Source organism: Rugamonas violacea (assembly GCF_016461825.1).
Taxonomy (GTDB): domain Bacteria; phylum Pseudomonadota; class Gammaproteobacteria; order Burkholderiales; family Burkholderiaceae_D; genus Rugamonas.
In genome coordinates this window covers 106,271-122,881 of sequence record NZ_JAEMNU010000113.1, presented here as the reverse complement: position 1 = coordinate 122,881, position 16,611 = coordinate 106,271, and the positions used below count along the sequence as shown (strand labels likewise).

Genomic DNA, 16,611 nt, shown 5'->3' with positions numbered 1-16,611 from the left:
TTGCCGCTTGTTTTGCCATTGCTGCGCAAGGTCGGCGTGAAGGCGACAGGATGGCCGGCGCGTCCCAACATCGTCGCGCTGCTGGCCGCCTTGCTCGGCTTGCTTTCTCTGCAATGGCCCTTCGTCGTGCTGCGGCAGAACCGGGTAGTGGCGGATGGCGACGCCTTCGGCCTGTTCGCGCTGACGGGCGGCTGGAGCGGCTGGGGCGGCTGGGGCTGGCTGGTGGCGGCCGCTTGGCTGGCGTTGGCCGGCGGCGCGCTGCTGGCGCCCGGCCGCAGGCGCGCGCTGCCCCTGGCAGTGGCGCTCAGCGTCGCGGCGGCGGCCGGTTTTGCCGCGCTGAGTTTTGGCGCGGCCGGCCTGACCGCCGACAATGAATTCGCCCGCGTCGGCATCGCCGCCGGCGCCTGGAGCGGCGTCGCCGCGCTGTATGTGGCCGGCTTCGCCCTCTACGCCGAGGCGCCGCAATTGTTGCCGCTGCCCGTGCTGGCGTTGGCCGCTCTGGCTTGCTTGGCGCCATTTCAACATCTTGGCATCGTGCTCGAATACCGCGAGGTCGCCGCCGTTTTTCAGCAGGAATTGGTCCGCCACCTGTTGCTGGTGCTGGCCGCGCTGCCGTTTGCCCTGCTGGCCGGCGCCGCCATCGGCCAGTTGGCGGCGCGCCGGCCGGCCTATGAAAACCTGTTGCTGGGCGTCACCGGCTTCCTGCAAACCATACCGTCGATCGCCTTGTTCGGCCTGTTGCTGCCCTTGTTGTCCGCCTATGGCCGCTGCTTGACGCTCGGCGGCGTGCTGGCTTTCGGCGCCGGGCTGCTGCTGTTCGCCGTCGCCGGCCGCTGGCTGTTGCGGCGCCGGACCTCGCCCGTGCTGGCGCTGGTGCATGGCGTGGCGCTGGCGCTCGGTCTGCTGTTGTTGCTGCCGGTGTTGGGCGTGTCGCTGTATCAGTTGCTCGACCAATTGCTGGCCAACGGCGCCGCCGCCTGGGCCGATGCGCAATGGTCGTCGCCGCTGGCCACGCTGGGCGTGCGCGGACTTGGCAGCGCGCCGGCCATCGTCGCGCTGGTGCTGTATGGCATCTGGCCGGTGGTGCTGCAGACGCATACCGGCCTGAAGAGCGTGCCGGCCGCCATTCTTGAGGCCGCCAAGGGCATGGGCATGAGCGCGCGGCAGATTTTCTGGCGCGTCGAGCTGCCCTTGGCCGCGCCGTTTTTCATCCAGGGTCTGCGCGCCGCCTTGTTGTTGCTGATCGGACTGACGACGGTGGCGGTGCTGGTCAACGCCGGCGGCCTCGGCTACTTCCTGCTGCGCGGCACCGAGCAGTCGGTGGCCGATCTGGTGTTGCTGGGATCGTTGCCGGTGGTCGCCCTCAGCGTCGGCGCCGACGCCTTGACCCGCCTGTTGGCCTGGGTCTGGCTGCCGCAAGGAGTGCGGGCATGATCGAATTGAAACACATCGACAAGCGCTACGACGGCGTGGTCGCGCTGAACCGTGCCGACCTGAACATCGAGCAGGGCAAGCTGGTGGTGCTGATCGGGCCTTCGGGTTGCGGCAAGTCCACCTTGCTGCGGGTGGTGAACCGCATGGTCGAACCGAGCGCCGGGCAGATTTTGATCGGCGGCAAGGACGCGCTGGACCTCGATCCGGTACTGCTGCGCCGCTCGATCGGCTATGTGATCCAGAGCGGCGGCCTGTTTCCGCATTTGACGGTGCGCGAGAACGTCGCCGTGGTGCCGCAGTTGCTGGGCTGGGACAAGGCCAGGCGTTTGCGCCGCGCCGACGAGGTGCTGGCGCTGGTGCAACTGGAGCCGCAGCGTTACGGCGCGCGTTATCCGAAGGAGTTGTCCGGCGGACAGCAGCAGCGCGTCGGCATCGCCCGCGCCCTGGCGGCCGACCCGGCCGTGCTGCTGATGGACGAGCCGTTCAGCGCGCTCGATCCGATCAGCCGCGAGCAGTTGCAGGACGAGTTGCTGCGCATCCAGCGCGACGTGCGCAAGACCATCGTTTTCGTCACCCACGACATCGACGAGGCGATCCGTCTCGGCGACAAGATCTGCCTGATGCGCGACGGCGCGGTGGTGCAGTACGCCGAGCCGGACGTCTTGCTGCGCCAGCCGGCCGACGCCTTCGCCGCACTGTTCATCGGCCAGGAGCCGGAACTCAAGCGGCTGGCGCGGCACAGCGTGGCCGACTTCATGCGCCGCGCCGGCACCGGCGCCGGCGGCCGTGTCGGCGGCGCGTTGGCGGCCGGAGCGGCCGGCGCCGAGCGGGTGGCGCTGCACACCAGCGCGCGCGCCGCGCTGAGCAAGTTGCTGGGCGGTCAGGCGGAACTGGTGGTGGTCGACGGCGCCGGCGAGGCGGTTGGCCATCTGGTGTTGGCAGACTTTGCCTTGACGCCATGAGTAAGCCGCGCAAATCGCGCTTCGCGCCGGGCTTCGCGCCGGGCCTGCTGGCTTGGCCGGCGCTGTGGCTGCTGTTCAGCCGCGAGTCGTGGTGGCGCGCGGCGCTGGAACCCCTGGCCGCGCCGGGCCAGGCGGTGCTGTTTGAACGGATCAGCTTGCTTGAGGCGGCCTGCAGCCATCTGCTGATCGTCGCCACGGCGATGGCCGGCGTGCTGTTGCTCGGCGTGCCGCTGGCCGTCTGGGCCACGCGCAGCCGGGGCCGGGTCTTGCTGCCGCTGCTGTCCAACACGGTGACGCTGGGGCAGACCTTGCCGCCGGTCGCCGTGCTGTTTCTGGCCACGCCGATCTTCGGCTTCGGCTCCGAGGCCATCGCCTTCGCGCTGTTCACCTACGGTTTGATGGCGACGGTGCAAGGCACCCTGACCGGCCTGGACCAGGTGGACGGCGAGCTCAAGCGGGCCGCCGAGGGTCTGGGCATGGGGCCGCTGCGGCGCTTGTTCGCCGTCGAGATTCCATTGGCGCTGCCGGCCATCTTGGCGGGCGTGCGCGGCAGTTTGCTGTTGCTGGTCGCCACGGCATCGCTGGCGCCGATGGTGGGCGGCGTCAGCCTGGGCACGCCGATCATTTCCGGCTTGGCCGTCAACAACGCGGCGCAGGTGATGGAGGGCGCTGTCGCGGTGGCGCTGTTGGCCATCGTTAGCGATTATTCGATGCGGCTGCTGGAGCGTCGCTTGACGCCTTGGCGCTAGGCGCGCGGCAAGCAGTTGGTGGGCGGGCGGGACGGCATATGGGAGTCTCGACATCCGTCATTTTGCATCGGCGGATCGCCGCGCGGGCGGGAAGCCATGCCCCGCATGCCGATTGGTTCGGCATAGGTTCCCGCCTGCGCGGGAACGACAAGTTGGCGGTTTCTGAAGTGTTTATATGGCAAGGGTGCGGGCGGGAAGAGGGTGCGGGCACGGGTGTTGGACGCGAGTGTTCGACACGGGAACAGGACACGAGGGCGAGCATGGTTGAGCTGGATGATGTGGTGTTGGATTGGCGCCAGGTGGTCTGCGTGGCGCATGGCGCGACGTTGTCGCTGGGGCCGCTGGCGCGCCAACGCCTGCTGGCGGCGCGCCGGGTGGTCGAGCGGGTGGTGGCCGACCGGGTGCGCGCCTACGGCATCAACACCGGGCTGGGCGCGCTGAGCGAGCAGTTGCTGGCACCGGAGTCGCTGCCCGAGTTGTCGCTGAACACGCTCAAGAGCCATGCCTGCGGCGTCGGCGCGCCGATGGCGGACGAGCTGGTGCGGGCGATCATCTGCGCCCAGGTCGCCAATTATGCGCACGGCAAGTCGGGCATCAGTCCGGCGCTGGTCGACGGCCTGGTGGACCTGCTCAACCACGGCATCGTGCCGCTGGTGCCGGCGCGCGGCTCGGTCGGCTACCTGACGCACATGGCGCACATCGGCCTGCCGCTGGTCGGCCTGTGGCGGGTACGCGTGCAGGGCGAGACGCTGGCGGCGCCGGTGGCCCTGGCGCGGGCCGGCCTGCCGACGCTGACCTTGGGCGCCAAGGACGGCCTGAGCCTGGTCAACGGCACGCCGTGCATGACCGGCGTCTTGTGCGTGGCGCTGAGCCGGGCGGCGCGTTTGCAGAAGTGGGCCGACATCGTCGGCGCGATGAGCTTCGAGGCGTTGCAAGGCCAGACGGTGGCCTTCGACGCCGAGGTGTTGGCGCTCAAACCGCACGCCGGCGCGCAGCGGGTGGGGCGCAATCTGCGCGCGTTGTTGGCCGGCAGTGCCTTGCTGCGCGGCGCGCAGGGACTGCGCACGCAGGACGCGCTGAGCCTGCGGGCGATTCCGCACATCCATGGCGCCAGCCGCGACCAGATCGCCCATGTGGCGGCGCAGGTCAACATCGAGCTGGCCTCGGCCACCGACAATCCGATCGTGCTGGGCACGCCGGAGGATTACCGGGTGGTGTCGCAGGCCAATCCGCATGGCCAGTCGATGGCCTTCGCCGCCGATCTGCTGACCATCGCGCTGGCCGAGCTGGGCGGTGTGGCCGAGCGGCGCATCGACCGGCTGGTGAATCCGTTGGTCAGCGGGCTGCCGCCGTTTTTGGTCGAGGGTAGCGGCCTCAACTCCGGCCTGATGATCGTGCAATACGTCGCCGCCTCGCTGGTGGCCGAGAACAAGGTGCTGTCGCAGCCGATGGTGGTGGACAACTACGTCACCTCGGCGCTGCAAGAGGACCATCTGAGCCTGGCCACGCCGGCCGCGTTGAAGACCTTGCAGGTGATCGAGAACGTCGAACGGGTGCTGGCGCTGGAACTGCTGGCGGCCGGCCAGGCCTTGGAGTTCTATCCGGTCGAGTCGCTGGCGCCGGCGACGCGGGCGGCGCTGGGCGTGCTGCGCGAGCAGGTCGCGGTGTACGTCGGCGACCGTATTCTGGCACCGGACATCGAGTCGGCCACGCAATTGATTCAAGGCGAGGAGGGCATCGCCCGCGTCGAAGCGCTGCTCGGCTTCGCGCTGTAACACCGTTTTGAACATTTTCACCATCAGCCAGGAAAGGCCGGTATGCAAGCAGCATTGTTGAAGAGGCAGGCATCGGAATACATCGACGAGGAGCAAAGGCTGCAAGTCGCCCAGGAACGGCAACGTCCGCTGTGGATCGGCGAGTGGCCGACCTGGGCCTTGATGGCGCTGATCTACGGCGGCTGGTTTGCCACACTGGCTTACTGGCAACAGATCGGTCCGCTCAGCGCGACCCTGTTGATGATCTGGTGGTGCGCCTGGTATATGTCGCTGCAACACGAGCTGATCCACGGCCACCCGACGCGCTGGCCGTGGCTGAACCGCCTGTTCGGCCTGGCGCCGTTGGCGATCTGGTATCCCTACCGCCTGTACCGCGACAGCCATCTGCGCCACCACAACGATTTCCATCTGACCATGCCGGCGCTCGACACGGAAAGTTACTATGTGTCGCCGGCGCGCTGGGCGGATATGGGCAAGCCGCTGCGCACGCTGCACTGGTTCAACAAAACCTTCTGCGGCCGCATGCTGGTCGGCCCGGCGATCACCATCGTCGGCGCCTGGGGCGAGGCGCTGCGCCAGCCTTGGCAGGGCGACTGGAAACATGTGCCGATGTGGTTGGGCCACTTCGCCATGCTGGGCATCATGTTGTGGTGGCTCAACGAGTCTTTCGGCATGTCGCCGCTGTACTATGTGCTGGCGATTTCCTATCCGGCGCAATCGCTGACCATGATCCGTTCCTATTATGAGCACCGGCCGGCCGAGGAGCACAAGCAGCGCATCGTGCTGAACGAGGCGGAGCCCTTGTTCCGGTTGCTGTTCTTGAACAACAACTTGCATCTGGTGCACCACGACCTGCCGTCGCTGCCCTGGTACTTGATGCCGCGCATTTACAAGGCGCGGCGCGACGCCTACCTGGCCCGCAGCGGCGGCTTCCATGTGCGCGGTTATGGCGAGCTGGTGCGGCGCTTCGGTTTCCGCCCGGTCGATGCGCCGGTCCACCCCCACATGCCGGGCTAGTGCGATGAGCTGGAAAATTTCCCTGCCGATGTACAACCTTTCCACCGAGCTCAGCGATGGTTACGAGGCCTTGCTGGAAGCGTTGCTCGACCTGCTGCGCGCCGCCGGCTGGCGCGGCGAGGTCGAGCTGTTGCGCGAGCCGTCCCTGCCAGCCCTGTGGCAACGGCCGGACCTGCTGTTCAGCCAGACTTGCGGCTATCCCTATGTGAGCCTGTTGCGCGAGCGGGTGCAATTGCTCGCCACGCCATGCTACGCCTTCGCCGGTTGCGCCGGCAGCGACTATTCCAGCGTGATCGTGGTGCGCAAGGGCGGCGGCATCGGCACGCTGGCCGAGGCGCGCGGGCAGGTCGCCGTTGCCAACGACGTCGGCTCGAACAGCGGCATGAACGTGCTGCGCCACGCGGTGGCGCCGCTGGCCGAGCAGGGCAGGTTCTTCCGCCAGGTGCGCTGGAGCGGCAGCCACGTCGCCAGCCTGGCGCTGCTGCGCGAGGGCGCGGCCGACATCGCCGCCATCGATTGCGTGAGCTTCGGCTACTTGCAGCAGACCCAGCCGGACAGCCTGGCGGGCTTGGCCGTGTTGCAGTATTCGGCCGCCGCGCCGGGCCTGCCGATGATCGCCGGCGCCGCCGTGCCGGAGGAGTTGGTGCGGTTGCTGCGCGAGGCCTTGCTGAGGCCGCAGCGCAGGATGGCGGAAATCCTCAGCTCGCTGTCGATCACCGGCTTCGAGCAGCTCGGCGCGGTGGATTATGCGCGGATCGAAGCGCTGGCGGCGGAGGCCAGGGCCAGGGGCTATGCGGAATTGGCTTGAGCTGAGCGAAGGAGGTACGTTGGCAGTCAAGAGTCGTGGATCTGCCGGTTGCCTATCGTGCCGGTGTACTATTGACTGGATGCTGGAAATCAATTGGCGCCCGACCCGAGGCCATCCAATTCATGAAATTGCCAATACGTTAATTCGCCGGGGTGTTGCATACAATGCATTTAATAACGACATTAGTTTAGCGCCAATCGAACACGCGAGGACGACAAATGAAGTCACTGCCTACGAAGCCGCCTATCTCAACCGTCGCGGCACGACTGGGGCAGCCGTCGCGGGCCGTGCAGCCGGCTGTTCAGCGAACCGCCGCTCTCGTTCCGCCAGTTTTCCGGCCACGTCCCGGTCCATCGGTGCCGGCCACAGCTTGGGCCACGGGGCAAACGCTCAATCCCGCCGCACAACGAAAAGCTGCGCTTGCACCGCGTGTTGTCGCGGCAGCGGTCAATGCATTGCCGGCTTCATCGATCCGGGCCCCATTGCAGCCGAAGGTGCCGGCGGTTTTTCGGCTTGCCCAGCGCGCGCCAATTCAGGCCAAGTTGTCCGCCGTCCCTACACCCCGCGGCATGCCCACAACACCGCCGGTCTACCGCGCGAACGCAATGGCCCGCAAGCTCTCCATGCAAGGTTTCAAGGCTGCGCCCGCCGCATCGCCGACCCTGCAAGCGAAGCTGGCCACCGCAGTCGCGCCGCGCGCCCTGGGACCAGGCATGAGGCAGCTAATCCAGCGCGCATCAGAGGAGGTGAAGACACCGGCACAGGCCACTTGGTTCCACTGCACAAAATGCATGCAAAGCTTCACCTCCATCGGCTGGCCTGAAACGGCGTGTCGTTGCGGCAGCTATGCATTTGCCGCAGACGCAGCGCCCGAGGCGCCCGCTGCCAGCGGCACGCTACCCTGGGTTGCGGTTGTAAAAGCGGCGGAAAGACAGGCCATCCTCGCACAGTTGGCCATGAGCGCGAGCGCAAAACCAATAACCCGAGGGAAGGATGTACGCTTCAAATACGAGGAACTTTCGGTCCCCATGAAGAAACTCGTCGACCAAAGCAAGATAGTCATTAGCTACAAAAATACCATTAATGGAGCCGAGAATCTCTATGCCATCGAGTGGATCGCCGAGGCCGGATTCGCTAGCGCCAAGGCGATCAGCGGCTGTTACGCGGCCATCGACGCGATGCTGCAGGCGGTCACCGAGCTTGGGGCGGGTGATTGGAAGTTTCTAAACATGATAGGCGTCGGGAATACCTTGCTGGCATGGATGGGTGGGAAGAAGCAATGCATCACCTCGCTGGCCGAGGATCTCTTGAGGAATTTGGGTTTTTTAAAATAGGAGGAGACATGCCTGCCGATCAGGCCGGCGCCGCCCTTGGAGCGTCCAAGAATTATTTTGACCTATCTCAATTATTAAATGCGAATCGTTATCATTCGTGATACTATAAATGAATCAAATGGTAATGTTTCAATTATTAATAGCTTGTTGAGATAGGGGTTGTGTGTTGAACAGAACAAATTTGGCGCCGACCGCCATTGCCTTGGCTTGCGGCTTCGGCGCAGCCTCGGGCGCTTGGGCGGAACAGGTTGACGGGCAGGGCAATGCTGCCGCGAATGGCGGTGGCCAGACGGCCGTCGAGGCGGCGCAGGCGCGCGTGGTGGTGGTCGGCGGCCGCAAACCGCTGTACGAAGTGCGCGACGTGAACCTGGGGGCGCTCGGCTCCAAGGATGCGCTCGACGTGCCGCTGTCGATCCAGTCGTATTCGTCGGCGCTGATCGAGAACCAGGGCGCGCGCACCCTCAACGACGTGCTGAAAAACGACGCCTCGGTGCAGAACGCTTCGCTGGGCGGCGCCTTCGACCATATCAGCATCCGTGGCTTCGCGGTCGACTGGGCCAACACCATGCGCCGCGACGGCCTGAGCCTGGCGCCTTACCAGGATGTGCCGCTGGAGAACGTCGAACATATCGACGTGCTGAAGGGGCCGTCCGGCTTCCTCTACGGTTACAACTCGCCCGGCGGCACGGTCAACTATGTGCTCAAGCGGCCGACCGCGAAGTCTTTCGTCAGCCTGGGCGGCGAGCTGCGCAACCATCAGGGCCGTTATGCCCACCTCGACGCCGGCGGCAAATTCGGCGACGACAGCGCGGTCGGTTATCGGGTCAATCTGGCGCGCGAGAAGGTGGGCGATTTCCACCACAGCGACGACCTGTCGCGTAGCTTCGCCAGCGCCGCCTTCGATTGGAAGCCGAGCCAGCAGGCCTTGCTGCGGCTGGACGTCGACTACCAACAGAAGGAGGTCGCGGCGCAACCCTTGATCGGACCGCAGGCCAACGGCCAGCTGCCGCCCTTGGTCGACGGCCGGGTCCTGCTGGGCCAACCCTGGTTGCAGTACGAGACGCGCACCAGCAATATCGGCGGCCGTTTCGACTATGCCTTGAACGACAACTGGTCGTTGACGGCGCAGCTGAACCGCTCGCAGAACACGCGGCTGGCGGCCTTCCCGGACGTGTATTCGGTGCGTGCCAACGGCGATGTGCTCAGCGGCGACTTGTATATCTCGCCGGACCAGCAGTTCAAGGCGACGTCGGGCCAGGTCTTCGTTTCGGGCGGTTTCGCCAGCGGGCCGCTGCGCCACGAGCTGGTCGCCGGCTTGTCCGCGCGCGACTATTCGGCGCGCGACGGCGGCTTCATCGTCTTGCCCGACACGGTCGGGAACATCTTCCATCCGGTCTATAGCGCGCGGCCGGTGCTGCCGCCGGCGCCGCCGAAGAACCTGACCGAGAACCGCCAGACTTCGCTGTTCGTCAGCGATTTGCTGACCTTGAACTCGTCGTGGCAGGCCATCGTCGGCCTGCGCTTCATCCGCTATACCAACGAGTTCACCAAGCCGGGCCAGGCCGGCACGGTCTACCAGCAGAACTCCAGCGTGCCCAGCGCCGGCTTGATGTACAAGCCGGACCGGCGCGTGACGGCCTACGCCAGCTACTCGCAGGGACTGGAGCAGGGCGGCGTGGCGCCGTTCAACGCCGCCAACGCGGGAGTGGCGATGGAGCCGATCAAGAGCCGCCAGGTGGAACTGGGCGTCAAGGCCGAAGTGCTGGACGGCTTGCTGCTCGGCGCCGCCTTGTTCGAGGTGGAGAAGGGACTGGAGTACCTCAACAGCCACAAGGTGTATGTGCAGGACGGCCGGCAGCGGCACCGTGGTGTGGAGTTCAGCGCCAACGGCCAGCTGAGCAAGCACCTGTCGCTGGTGGCCGGCCTGGCCCTGCTCGACAGCGCGCAAGTGGCCACCGGCGACCCGCTCACCAGCGGCAAGCGGGCGCCCAACGTGCCACGGCGTCAGGCCAGCGTGTTTGCCGACTACCGCGTCGCCGTGCTGGACGGCCTGTTCCTCAACGGCGGCGCCTATTTCGTCGCCGCGCGGCCGCTCGACAGCGTCAACTCGGTCGATCTGCCCGGTTACGCCCGCGTCGATCTCGGCCTGCGCTACCAGGCCTGGATAGGCGGCCGCCGCGCCACCTTGCGGCTGAACGTGGAGAACCTGGCCGACCGGCGTTACTGGAACGCGGCGACCTTCGCCAGCGTCTATCCCGGCAAACCGCGCAGCATCGCCGCCTCGGCGCAGTTCGAATTGTAGCCAACAGTTTCACCTACATAGCCAGCCCCGGTGCCAGCGATCTTGTTCACTTGTTTAATTCAGGAGATGATAGATGGCACAGGCAAGTCCCCTGGGCGGCAGCGATGTATCCGCCCTCTACACCCACCGCTTGACGGCGCCCGAGCTGGCCGAGCTCAAGACCCTGGTCGATGAGCTGACGCAGAGCTTCGGCAGCGTCGAGACGGCGGAATTCGCCGACGCCTGCAGCCTGGCGGCGCAGCAGCTGCCGCGCCGCCTGCGCGAGTTGGCGCACCGTTTCAAGTACCTGCACCTGGCCTGCGGCGCCGTGCTGCTGCGCGGCGTGCCGGTCGACGACGAGCGCATCGGCCCCTCGCCGAGCCACTGGGACGCGCCGTGGCGCAATCCGCCGACCTTGCGCGAGGAGGTCACGCAGTGCCTGCTGGCGGCGGCGCTGGGCGATATTTTCGGTTGGCGCACGCAGGAGAACGGCCGCTTCCTGCGCCACATCGTGCCGATTCCGAAGGAGCGCAACGAGCAGCTCGGCGGCAGCAGCAGCACCACGCTGGTGTGGCACAACGAGGAGGCCTTCCACGAGTTCCGCAGCGACTTCCTGGCCATCCTGTGCTACCGCAACGAGGAACAGGCCGAGACCATCCTGTCCTACATCGGCAACCTGCACATCCCGGACGACAAGTGGCGCATCCTGTCGGCGCCGCGCTTCCTCATCCTGCCGGACAAGTCGCACCTGCCGGACCAGAACGTCAGCGCCCATTGGCGCCTGGACGACCACGCCTTCGAACATATTCAGCGCATGCACTCCGATCCACGGCCGGTGCCGGCCTTGTCGGGCGCGCGCGACAAGCCCTTCATCCAGGTCGACGAGGCCTTCATGCGCGCCGCCGACGGCGACGAGGAGGCGGCGCAGGCCTTCGACTGGCTGCTGCGCGAGTTCGACGCCAAAAAGCTCGGCGTGGTCATGGAGCCGGGCGACATGCTGTGGATCGATAACAAGCGCGCCGTCCACGGCCGCTCGATTTATCAACCCAACTACGGCCCGCGCCACCGCTGGCTGCGCCGCGTCAACGTCACGTTGAGCCTGCGCGCCTCCTTGCCCTACCGCGAGAGCGCGCTGGGCCGCCACATCGTCTAGGCGGCGCCCGGCTACACACACGATTACACCATCACATTGAACGGAGATTGTCCATGCATTCCATAGTCACCCATGACGGCGGCGGCTTGCGCGTGTTGAGCAAGCAGGACCTGGCGGCTGTCGATTACTCGCTGGCCGAGGTGCTGCGCAGCGTCGAAGGCGCCTACAAGGCCTTCGCCGCCGGCCTGTCGGCCAACCCGCGCAAGCTGACCACCAAGCCGGCCGACGAGCGCTCGGTGGCCTACGCCATGCTCGGCCGCGACGGCGAGCGCGACACCGTCGCCATCAAGACCTCGTACAAGTTCGACGCCGACCACGACAAGGCGACGCAGAAGTACTACACCTCGCTGCTGCTGTACGACGACAGCACCGGCCTGCCCATCGCGCTGATGGATTGCAGCCTGGTGGGCGCGCTGCGCACGCCGGCCGCCTCGGCGCTGATCGCCCGCGTCTGCGCGCCGGCCGAGGCGCGCACCGCGCTGGTGGTCGGCTGCGGCACCCAGGGCCAGACCGCCTTGCCCTTCCTGGTCGAGGCGATGCCGCAGCTGACGCGGCTGATCGTCCACGGCCACCACGCCGAGGGCGTCGCCGCCGTGTTGGCGAATATGCGCCGCTTCCATCCAGGCCGGCAGGTCGAGGTGTCGACCGATCTGGCGGCAGCGGCGCGGGTCGCCGACATCGTCATCGGCGCGGCGGGGCCGCATTCGCCGGCCCTGGTGCGCGCCGACTGGCTCAAGCCGGACGCGCTGACCATCCTGGTCGGCTACGGCCTGCACGCCGAGCTGCTGCACCGGGCCGACTACCGCATCGCCACCAGCGCCGAGCAGATGCGGGTGACCGGCGTCGACATGGCCGACGAGCGCGGCGAGCTGCCCGAGGTGGACGCCGAGCTGCCGGATATTTTGGCCGGCAAGCAGCCGGGCCGCAGCGCCGACGGGCGTGGCCGCGTGTTCGCCTACAACAGCGGCATGGTCATCACCGACATCGCGCTGGGCCGCCTGTTCGCCGAGCGCGCCCGCGCCCAGGGTCTGGGTCATGTGGTTCAACTCTGGTGAGGCGGCGATGGGACGCATAGAAAACATGGCCGCACATGACGCGCTGCGCGAGCTGCCCCGTTTGCCGGCGCTGGCGCACCCGCTGGTGGCGCAGTTGATCGGTGCGCGCGGCGGCCTGATCGCCGAGTTGGTGCACGGCCTCGGCTCGACCTTGCACGTGGTGCTGCCGGAGGTGTTCGACGCCACGGTGCGGCGCTTCCAGCAGACGCTGGACGAGGCCGGCGTCGATGGTTTTATCCTGTTCGCCAAAAAAGCCAACAAGGCGCGCTGCTTCGTCGAGCGCTGCGCTGAACTGGGTATTGGGGTCGACGCCGCCAGCGTGCAGGAGGTCGAGCAGGCGCTCGGCTCGGGTGTGGCCGGTCGCCACATCGGCATCACCGGTCCGGCCAAGCATCCCGAGTTGCTGCGCCTGGCGCTGCGGCAGGGCTGCCTGGTGGCGATCGATAGTCTCGACGAGCTGCGCCGCTTCGCTGGGTTGGCGACCGAAACCGGCTGCCATGGCCGGCTGCTGCTGCGGCGCCGGCCGCAGGAGCAGCCCAACAGCCGCTTCGGCATGACGGCGGAGGAGGGCGAGCAGGCGCTGGAGCTGTGCCTGGCGCAGCGCGCGCACGTGACGCTGGAGGGTTACGCCTTCCACCTGTCCGGCTATTCGCCGCAGGCGCGCGCGGCCGGCGCCGAGCAGATGATAGACGCGTGCATCGAGGCCAGGCGGCGCGGGCTGGAAGACTGCCGCAGCGTGAATATCGGCGGCGGCTTCGCCGTGCCGTATGTGGCGCAGGCCGACTGGCAAGCCTTTCTGGAGCGGCAGCGGCCGGCGCACTACCACGCCGGCAAGGCCTTCGCCGAGTTCTATCCCTACCACTCGGCCAGCCATGGCGCGGCGATGCTGGCGCAGATCCTCGCCAGCGTGCCGGCGAAGGATGGCGATGGCGGCGACGGCAACGATGACGGGGCAGGGGCAGGGGCGTGCAGCACGCTGGCGCAGCGTTTGCGCCGGCACGGCATTCGCCTGCTGCTGGAGCCGGGCCGGGCGCTGCTCGACCAGGCCGGCTTCAGCGCCTTCCAGGTGCAAGGCGTGAAGGATCGCTTCGGCGATGGCTACGGCATCCTGACCGTCGGCGGCACCAGCTTCAGCCTGTCCGAACAATGGTTCAACAGTGAATTCCTGCCAGACCCGCAATTGCTGGGCGTCGCGCCGGCCGGTGACGCTGCTGCTGCTGCTGCTGCTGCTGCTGCTGCCGCCGCCGCTGCCGCCGCTGCCGGCGCTGTTGCCGATGCCGATGCCGATGCAGGCTATGCCGCCTGTGTCGGTGGCGCCAGCTGCCTCGATTCGGACATGCTCACCTGGCGCAAGGTGCGCTTGCCGCGCCGACCCGAGGTCGGCGACGTGCTGCTGTACTTGAACACGGCCGGCTACCAGATGGACTCGAACGAGTCGCCCTTCCACGACCTGCCGCTGCCGCCCAAGGTGGTGGTGACGCTCGCGCAGGGGGCGCCGCGCTGGCGTCTGGACAGTCATCGCGGCGCCATCGGCGGCGCGTAATCACACTCGCAATCTCACTCTTTGAAGGAATTCGATATGGACCGTCATCCCCTGCAGCACGCCGCGCCGGTTGCCACCAGCGTCTCCGCCCTGATCGGCAACACGCCGTTGCTGGAACTGCTGCGCACGCGCTTCGGCAGCCGCATCCTGCTCAAGCTGGAACAATGGAACCCGACCGGCAGCGCCAAGATCCGCATGGCGCGGCAGATGCTCGACGAGGCCGAGGAACAGGGCCTGCTGAAACCCGGCGGCTGGGTCATCGAATCGACCTCGGGCAACACCGGCATGGGCCTGGCGCTGCTGGCGGCCGAACGCGGCTACCGCTTCACCGCCGTGGTCGACCACCACGCCGCCAAGGACAAGATCCGCGCCATGCAGGCCTTCGGCGCCGAGCTCATTTACGTCAACGAGGACGGCGGCGACGATCTGGCCACCGCCGACCGCGAGGCGCTGGCGGAGAAGATCGCCGCCGAGCAGGGCGCCTACTGGACCGAGCAGCACAACAATCCGGCCAACGGCAACGCCTACCGCTACGTGGCCGACGAGCTGACGGACGCGCTGGGCGACGACATCACCCACCTGATCGGCGCGGTCGGCACCGGCGGTTCGCTGTTCGGCACGGCGCGCGTGCTCAAGCCCAAGCTGCCGCAGATGCGCGTGGTCGGCGTCGAGCCGGTCGGTTCGATCGCCTTCGGCGGCCCGGGCGGCCCCTACTACCAGTCGGGCACCGGCACGCCGGAGGGCGCCGAGATCGGCGCGCTGGTCGACTATGCGCTGCTCGACGAGGGTTTGAAGGTGTCCGACAAACAGGCCTTCAACACGGCGCGCTACCTGGCGCGCAAGTACTCGCTGCTGGTGGGCGGCTCGGGCGGCGGCGTGGTCTACCAGGCGCTGAAACGGATCGAGACGGCGCCACCGGGCAGCACCTTCGTCGTGCTGATCTGCGACGGCGGCGAGAAGTATCTCGACACGGTCTTCAACGACGAATGGATGGCCGAGCGCGACCTGATCGACTTGAGCGTCGGGCCGGAGCTGGACCAGCTGATCGCGCAGATGGTCGCGCATCCATGACAGTGGCGCAATGGCGGCTGGATGGCGGCCACATCGCCGCGCTGGCCGGGCCGCTGATCCTGACCCAGTTCGCCCAAGTGGCCTTGTCCACCGTGGGCATTCTGATGATGGGCTTGCTCGGTCCGCTGGACATCGCCGCCGGCGGGCTGGCGCTGGCCGTGTTCAATCTGCTGCGCACCATGGGTGTCGGGCTGGTGACGCCGACCGGCAATCTGGTCGCGGCGGCCAGCGCGCGCGCCGGCGCCGGCGGCCTTGCCGCCGCCGGCAGCGAGGCCGAGGCGGAGATCCGCGCCATGGTGCGCGCCAGCTTCGCCATCGCCACCCTGGCCGGCCTGCTGTTCTGCGGCCTGATGCTGGGCGCCGGCCCGCTGCTGCTGTGGCTGGGGCAGGACGCGGTGGTCGTGGCCAAGGCCACCGCCTATCTGGCCGCCGCCGCGCCGGGCATCCTGCCGCTGCTGTGGTTCCAAGTGGTGCGCAACTTCACGGTCGGCCTGCGCCGGCCCGGCCCGCTGCTGGCCATTACCATCGGCTCGGTGGCGCTCAGCGCGGGGCTGAACCTGGTGCTGATGTACGGCGCCTTCGGCCTGCCGGCGCTGGGTTTGGCCGGCATTGCCTGGTCGTCCACGCTGGTGCAGGGCTGTTCGCTGGCGGTGTTCCTGCTGGTGGTGCGGCGCGATCCGCTGCTGGCGCGCTGCCTGTCGCTGCGCTGGTGGCGTAGCGACAGGGGCGCCTTGCTGCGCTGCTGGAAGATGGGCTGGCCGGTGGCCGCCACCTACGGTTCGGAGGCCGGATTCTTCGCCGTGGTGTTGCTGTTGGTTGGCGCCGTCAGCGCCGACGCGCTGGCCGCGCACACGGTGGTGAACCAGCTGGTGTACATCGTCTTCATGATCTCGGTCGGCCTGTCGCACGCCGCTTCGATCAGCATCAGCAAGGTATGGGCGCAGGGCGACGTGCACAGCGCGCGCCGCTACGGCCACACCGGGCTGGCGATGGGGCTGGCCTGCATGGCGCTGATCGGCGTGGTGTATTGCGCCGTGCCGACAACCATCCTCGGCCTGTTCCTCGGGCAGGGCGTCGGTGTCAGCGCCGAGGCCATGGCGCTGGCGGCGCAACTGCTGACCATCGCGGCCGTGCTGCAGTTCTTCGACTGCGCGCAGAACATCGGCATCGGTATTTTGCGCGGCGCCGGCGAGACCGGCAGTTCGCTGTGGATGACCTTGATCGGCTACTGGGGTGTGGGTTTGCCCACCGCCTGGCTGTTGGGACGGCATTTCGGCTGGGGCGCCGGCGGCGTGTGGATCGGATTGACGCTGGGGTTGGTGGCGACCGCCGGCCAGCTGCTGCTGCGCTTCGAGCGCCTGATGCGCCAACGCCTGGCGCGGGACGGCGAGGGCAAGATGGTGCTGGCGCCATGAGCACGGGTATGAGT

Annotated in this window: 13 protein-coding genes; all 13 read left to right on the top strand. The window is 67.6% G+C overall.

Features of this window, described 5'->3' with window-relative positions; all coding sequences use genetic code 11:
• Window positions 1-1,434, top strand: coding sequence for an ABC transporter permease (locus H7U20_RS20250; protein WP_199760943.1), 1,434 nt, complete (start codon window positions 1-3; stop codon window positions 1,432-1,434).
• On the top strand, window positions 1,431-2,396 hold the full coding sequence (locus H7U20_RS20245) for an ABC transporter ATP-binding protein (RefSeq protein WP_199760942.1): 966 nt from the start codon (window positions 1,431-1,433) through the stop codon (window positions 2,394-2,396). Before H7U20_RS20250 ends, H7U20_RS20245 begins: the two co-directional genes overlap by 4 nt.
• Complete coding sequence (locus tag H7U20_RS20240) at window positions 2,393-3,145, top strand: ABC transporter permease (RefSeq protein ID WP_199760941.1); 753 nt, start codon at window positions 2,393-2,395, stop codon at window positions 3,143-3,145. Before H7U20_RS20245 ends, H7U20_RS20240 begins: the two co-directional genes overlap by 4 nt.
• 260 nt (window positions 3,146-3,405) lie before the next feature.
• Window positions 3,406-4,920: an HAL/PAL/TAL family ammonia-lyase gene (locus tag H7U20_RS20235; protein ID WP_199760940.1), complete on the top strand. Its 1,515-nt coding sequence runs from the start codon at window positions 3,406-3,408 to the stop codon at window positions 4,918-4,920.
• A 42-nt stretch (window positions 4,921-4,962) separates the two neighbouring features.
• Window positions 4,963-5,937 carry a fatty acid desaturase gene (locus H7U20_RS20230; protein ID WP_199760939.1) on the top strand — a complete coding sequence of 325 codons (975 nt, stop codon included), beginning with the start codon at window positions 4,963-4,965 and terminating at the stop codon, window positions 5,935-5,937.
• Between the two features lie 4 nt (window positions 5,938-5,941).
• Window positions 5,942-6,745 carry a phosphate/phosphite/phosphonate ABC transporter substrate-binding protein gene (locus tag H7U20_RS20225; RefSeq protein ID WP_199760938.1) on the top strand — a complete coding sequence of 268 codons (804 nt, stop codon included), beginning with the start codon at window positions 5,942-5,944 and terminating at the stop codon, window positions 6,743-6,745.
• Window positions 6,746-7,350: 605 nt separating this feature from the next.
• Window positions 7,351-8,079 carry a hypothetical protein gene (locus H7U20_RS20220; protein WP_199760937.1) on the top strand — a complete coding sequence of 243 codons (729 nt, stop codon included), beginning with the start codon at window positions 7,351-7,353 and terminating at the stop codon, window positions 8,077-8,079.
• A gap of 166 nt (window positions 8,080-8,245) precedes the next feature.
• Entirely contained in the window at window positions 8,246-10,381 is a 2,136-nt protein-coding gene (locus H7U20_RS20215; RefSeq protein ID WP_199760936.1) for a TonB-dependent siderophore receptor, read from the top strand.
• A gap of 73 nt (window positions 10,382-10,454) precedes the next feature.
• Complete coding sequence (locus H7U20_RS20210) at window positions 10,455-11,513, top strand: Fe(II)-2OG oxygenase family protein (protein WP_199760935.1); 1,059 nt, start codon at window positions 10,455-10,457, stop codon at window positions 11,511-11,513.
• Between the two features lie 53 nt (window positions 11,514-11,566).
• A complete protein-coding gene (locus tag H7U20_RS20205; RefSeq protein WP_199760934.1) occupies window positions 11,567-12,568 on the top strand; it encodes an ornithine cyclodeaminase family protein in 1,002 nt (333 codons plus the stop codon).
• Between the two features lie 25 nt (window positions 12,569-12,593).
• Window positions 12,594-14,111: an alanine racemase gene (locus H7U20_RS20200; RefSeq protein ID WP_199760933.1), complete on the top strand. Its 1,518-nt coding sequence runs from the start codon at window positions 12,594-12,596 to the stop codon at window positions 14,109-14,111.
• 36 nt (window positions 14,112-14,147) lie between these two features.
• A complete protein-coding gene (locus H7U20_RS20195) occupies window positions 14,148-15,182 on the top strand; it encodes a cysteine synthase family protein (RefSeq protein ID WP_199760932.1) in 1,035 nt (344 codons plus the stop codon).
• The gene (locus H7U20_RS20190) at window positions 15,179-16,597 is read left to right on the top strand and encodes an MATE family efflux transporter (RefSeq protein WP_199760931.1); all 1,419 of its coding nucleotides are present in this window, start codon (window positions 15,179-15,181) and stop codon (window positions 16,595-16,597) included. The genes H7U20_RS20195 and H7U20_RS20190 overlap by 4 nt, the downstream gene beginning before the upstream one ends.
• The last annotated feature ends 14 nt before the right edge of the window (window positions 16,598-16,611 follow it).

Coding starts and splice junctions, on each gene's coding strand:
- H7U20_RS20245 (WP_199760942.1), top strand. CDS start 1,431: ATGATCGAATTGAAACACATCGACAAGCGCTACGACGGCGTGGTCGCG.
- H7U20_RS20240 (WP_199760941.1), top strand. CDS start 2,393: ATGAGTAAGCCGCGCAAATCGCGCTTCGCGCCGGGCTTCGCGCCGGGC.
- H7U20_RS20235 (WP_199760940.1), top strand. CDS start 3,406: ATGGTTGAGCTGGATGATGTGGTGTTGGATTGGCGCCAGGTGGTCTGC.
- H7U20_RS20230 (WP_199760939.1), top strand. CDS start 4,963: ATGCAAGCAGCATTGTTGAAGAGGCAGGCATCGGAATACATCGACGAG.
- H7U20_RS20225 (WP_199760938.1), top strand. CDS start 5,942: ATGAGCTGGAAAATTTCCCTGCCGATGTACAACCTTTCCACCGAGCTC.
- H7U20_RS20220 (WP_199760937.1), top strand. CDS start 7,351: ATGGCCCGCAAGCTCTCCATGCAAGGTTTCAAGGCTGCGCCCGCCGCA.
- H7U20_RS20210 (WP_199760935.1), top strand. CDS start 10,455: ATGGCACAGGCAAGTCCCCTGGGCGGCAGCGATGTATCCGCCCTCTAC.
- H7U20_RS20205 (WP_199760934.1), top strand. CDS start 11,567: ATGCATTCCATAGTCACCCATGACGGCGGCGGCTTGCGCGTGTTGAGC.
- H7U20_RS20200 (WP_199760933.1), top strand. CDS start 12,594: ATGGCCGCACATGACGCGCTGCGCGAGCTGCCCCGTTTGCCGGCGCTG.
- H7U20_RS20195 (WP_199760932.1), top strand. CDS start 14,148: ATGGACCGTCATCCCCTGCAGCACGCCGCGCCGGTTGCCACCAGCGTC.
- H7U20_RS20190 (WP_199760931.1), top strand. CDS start 15,179: ATGACAGTGGCGCAATGGCGGCTGGATGGCGGCCACATCGCCGCGCTG.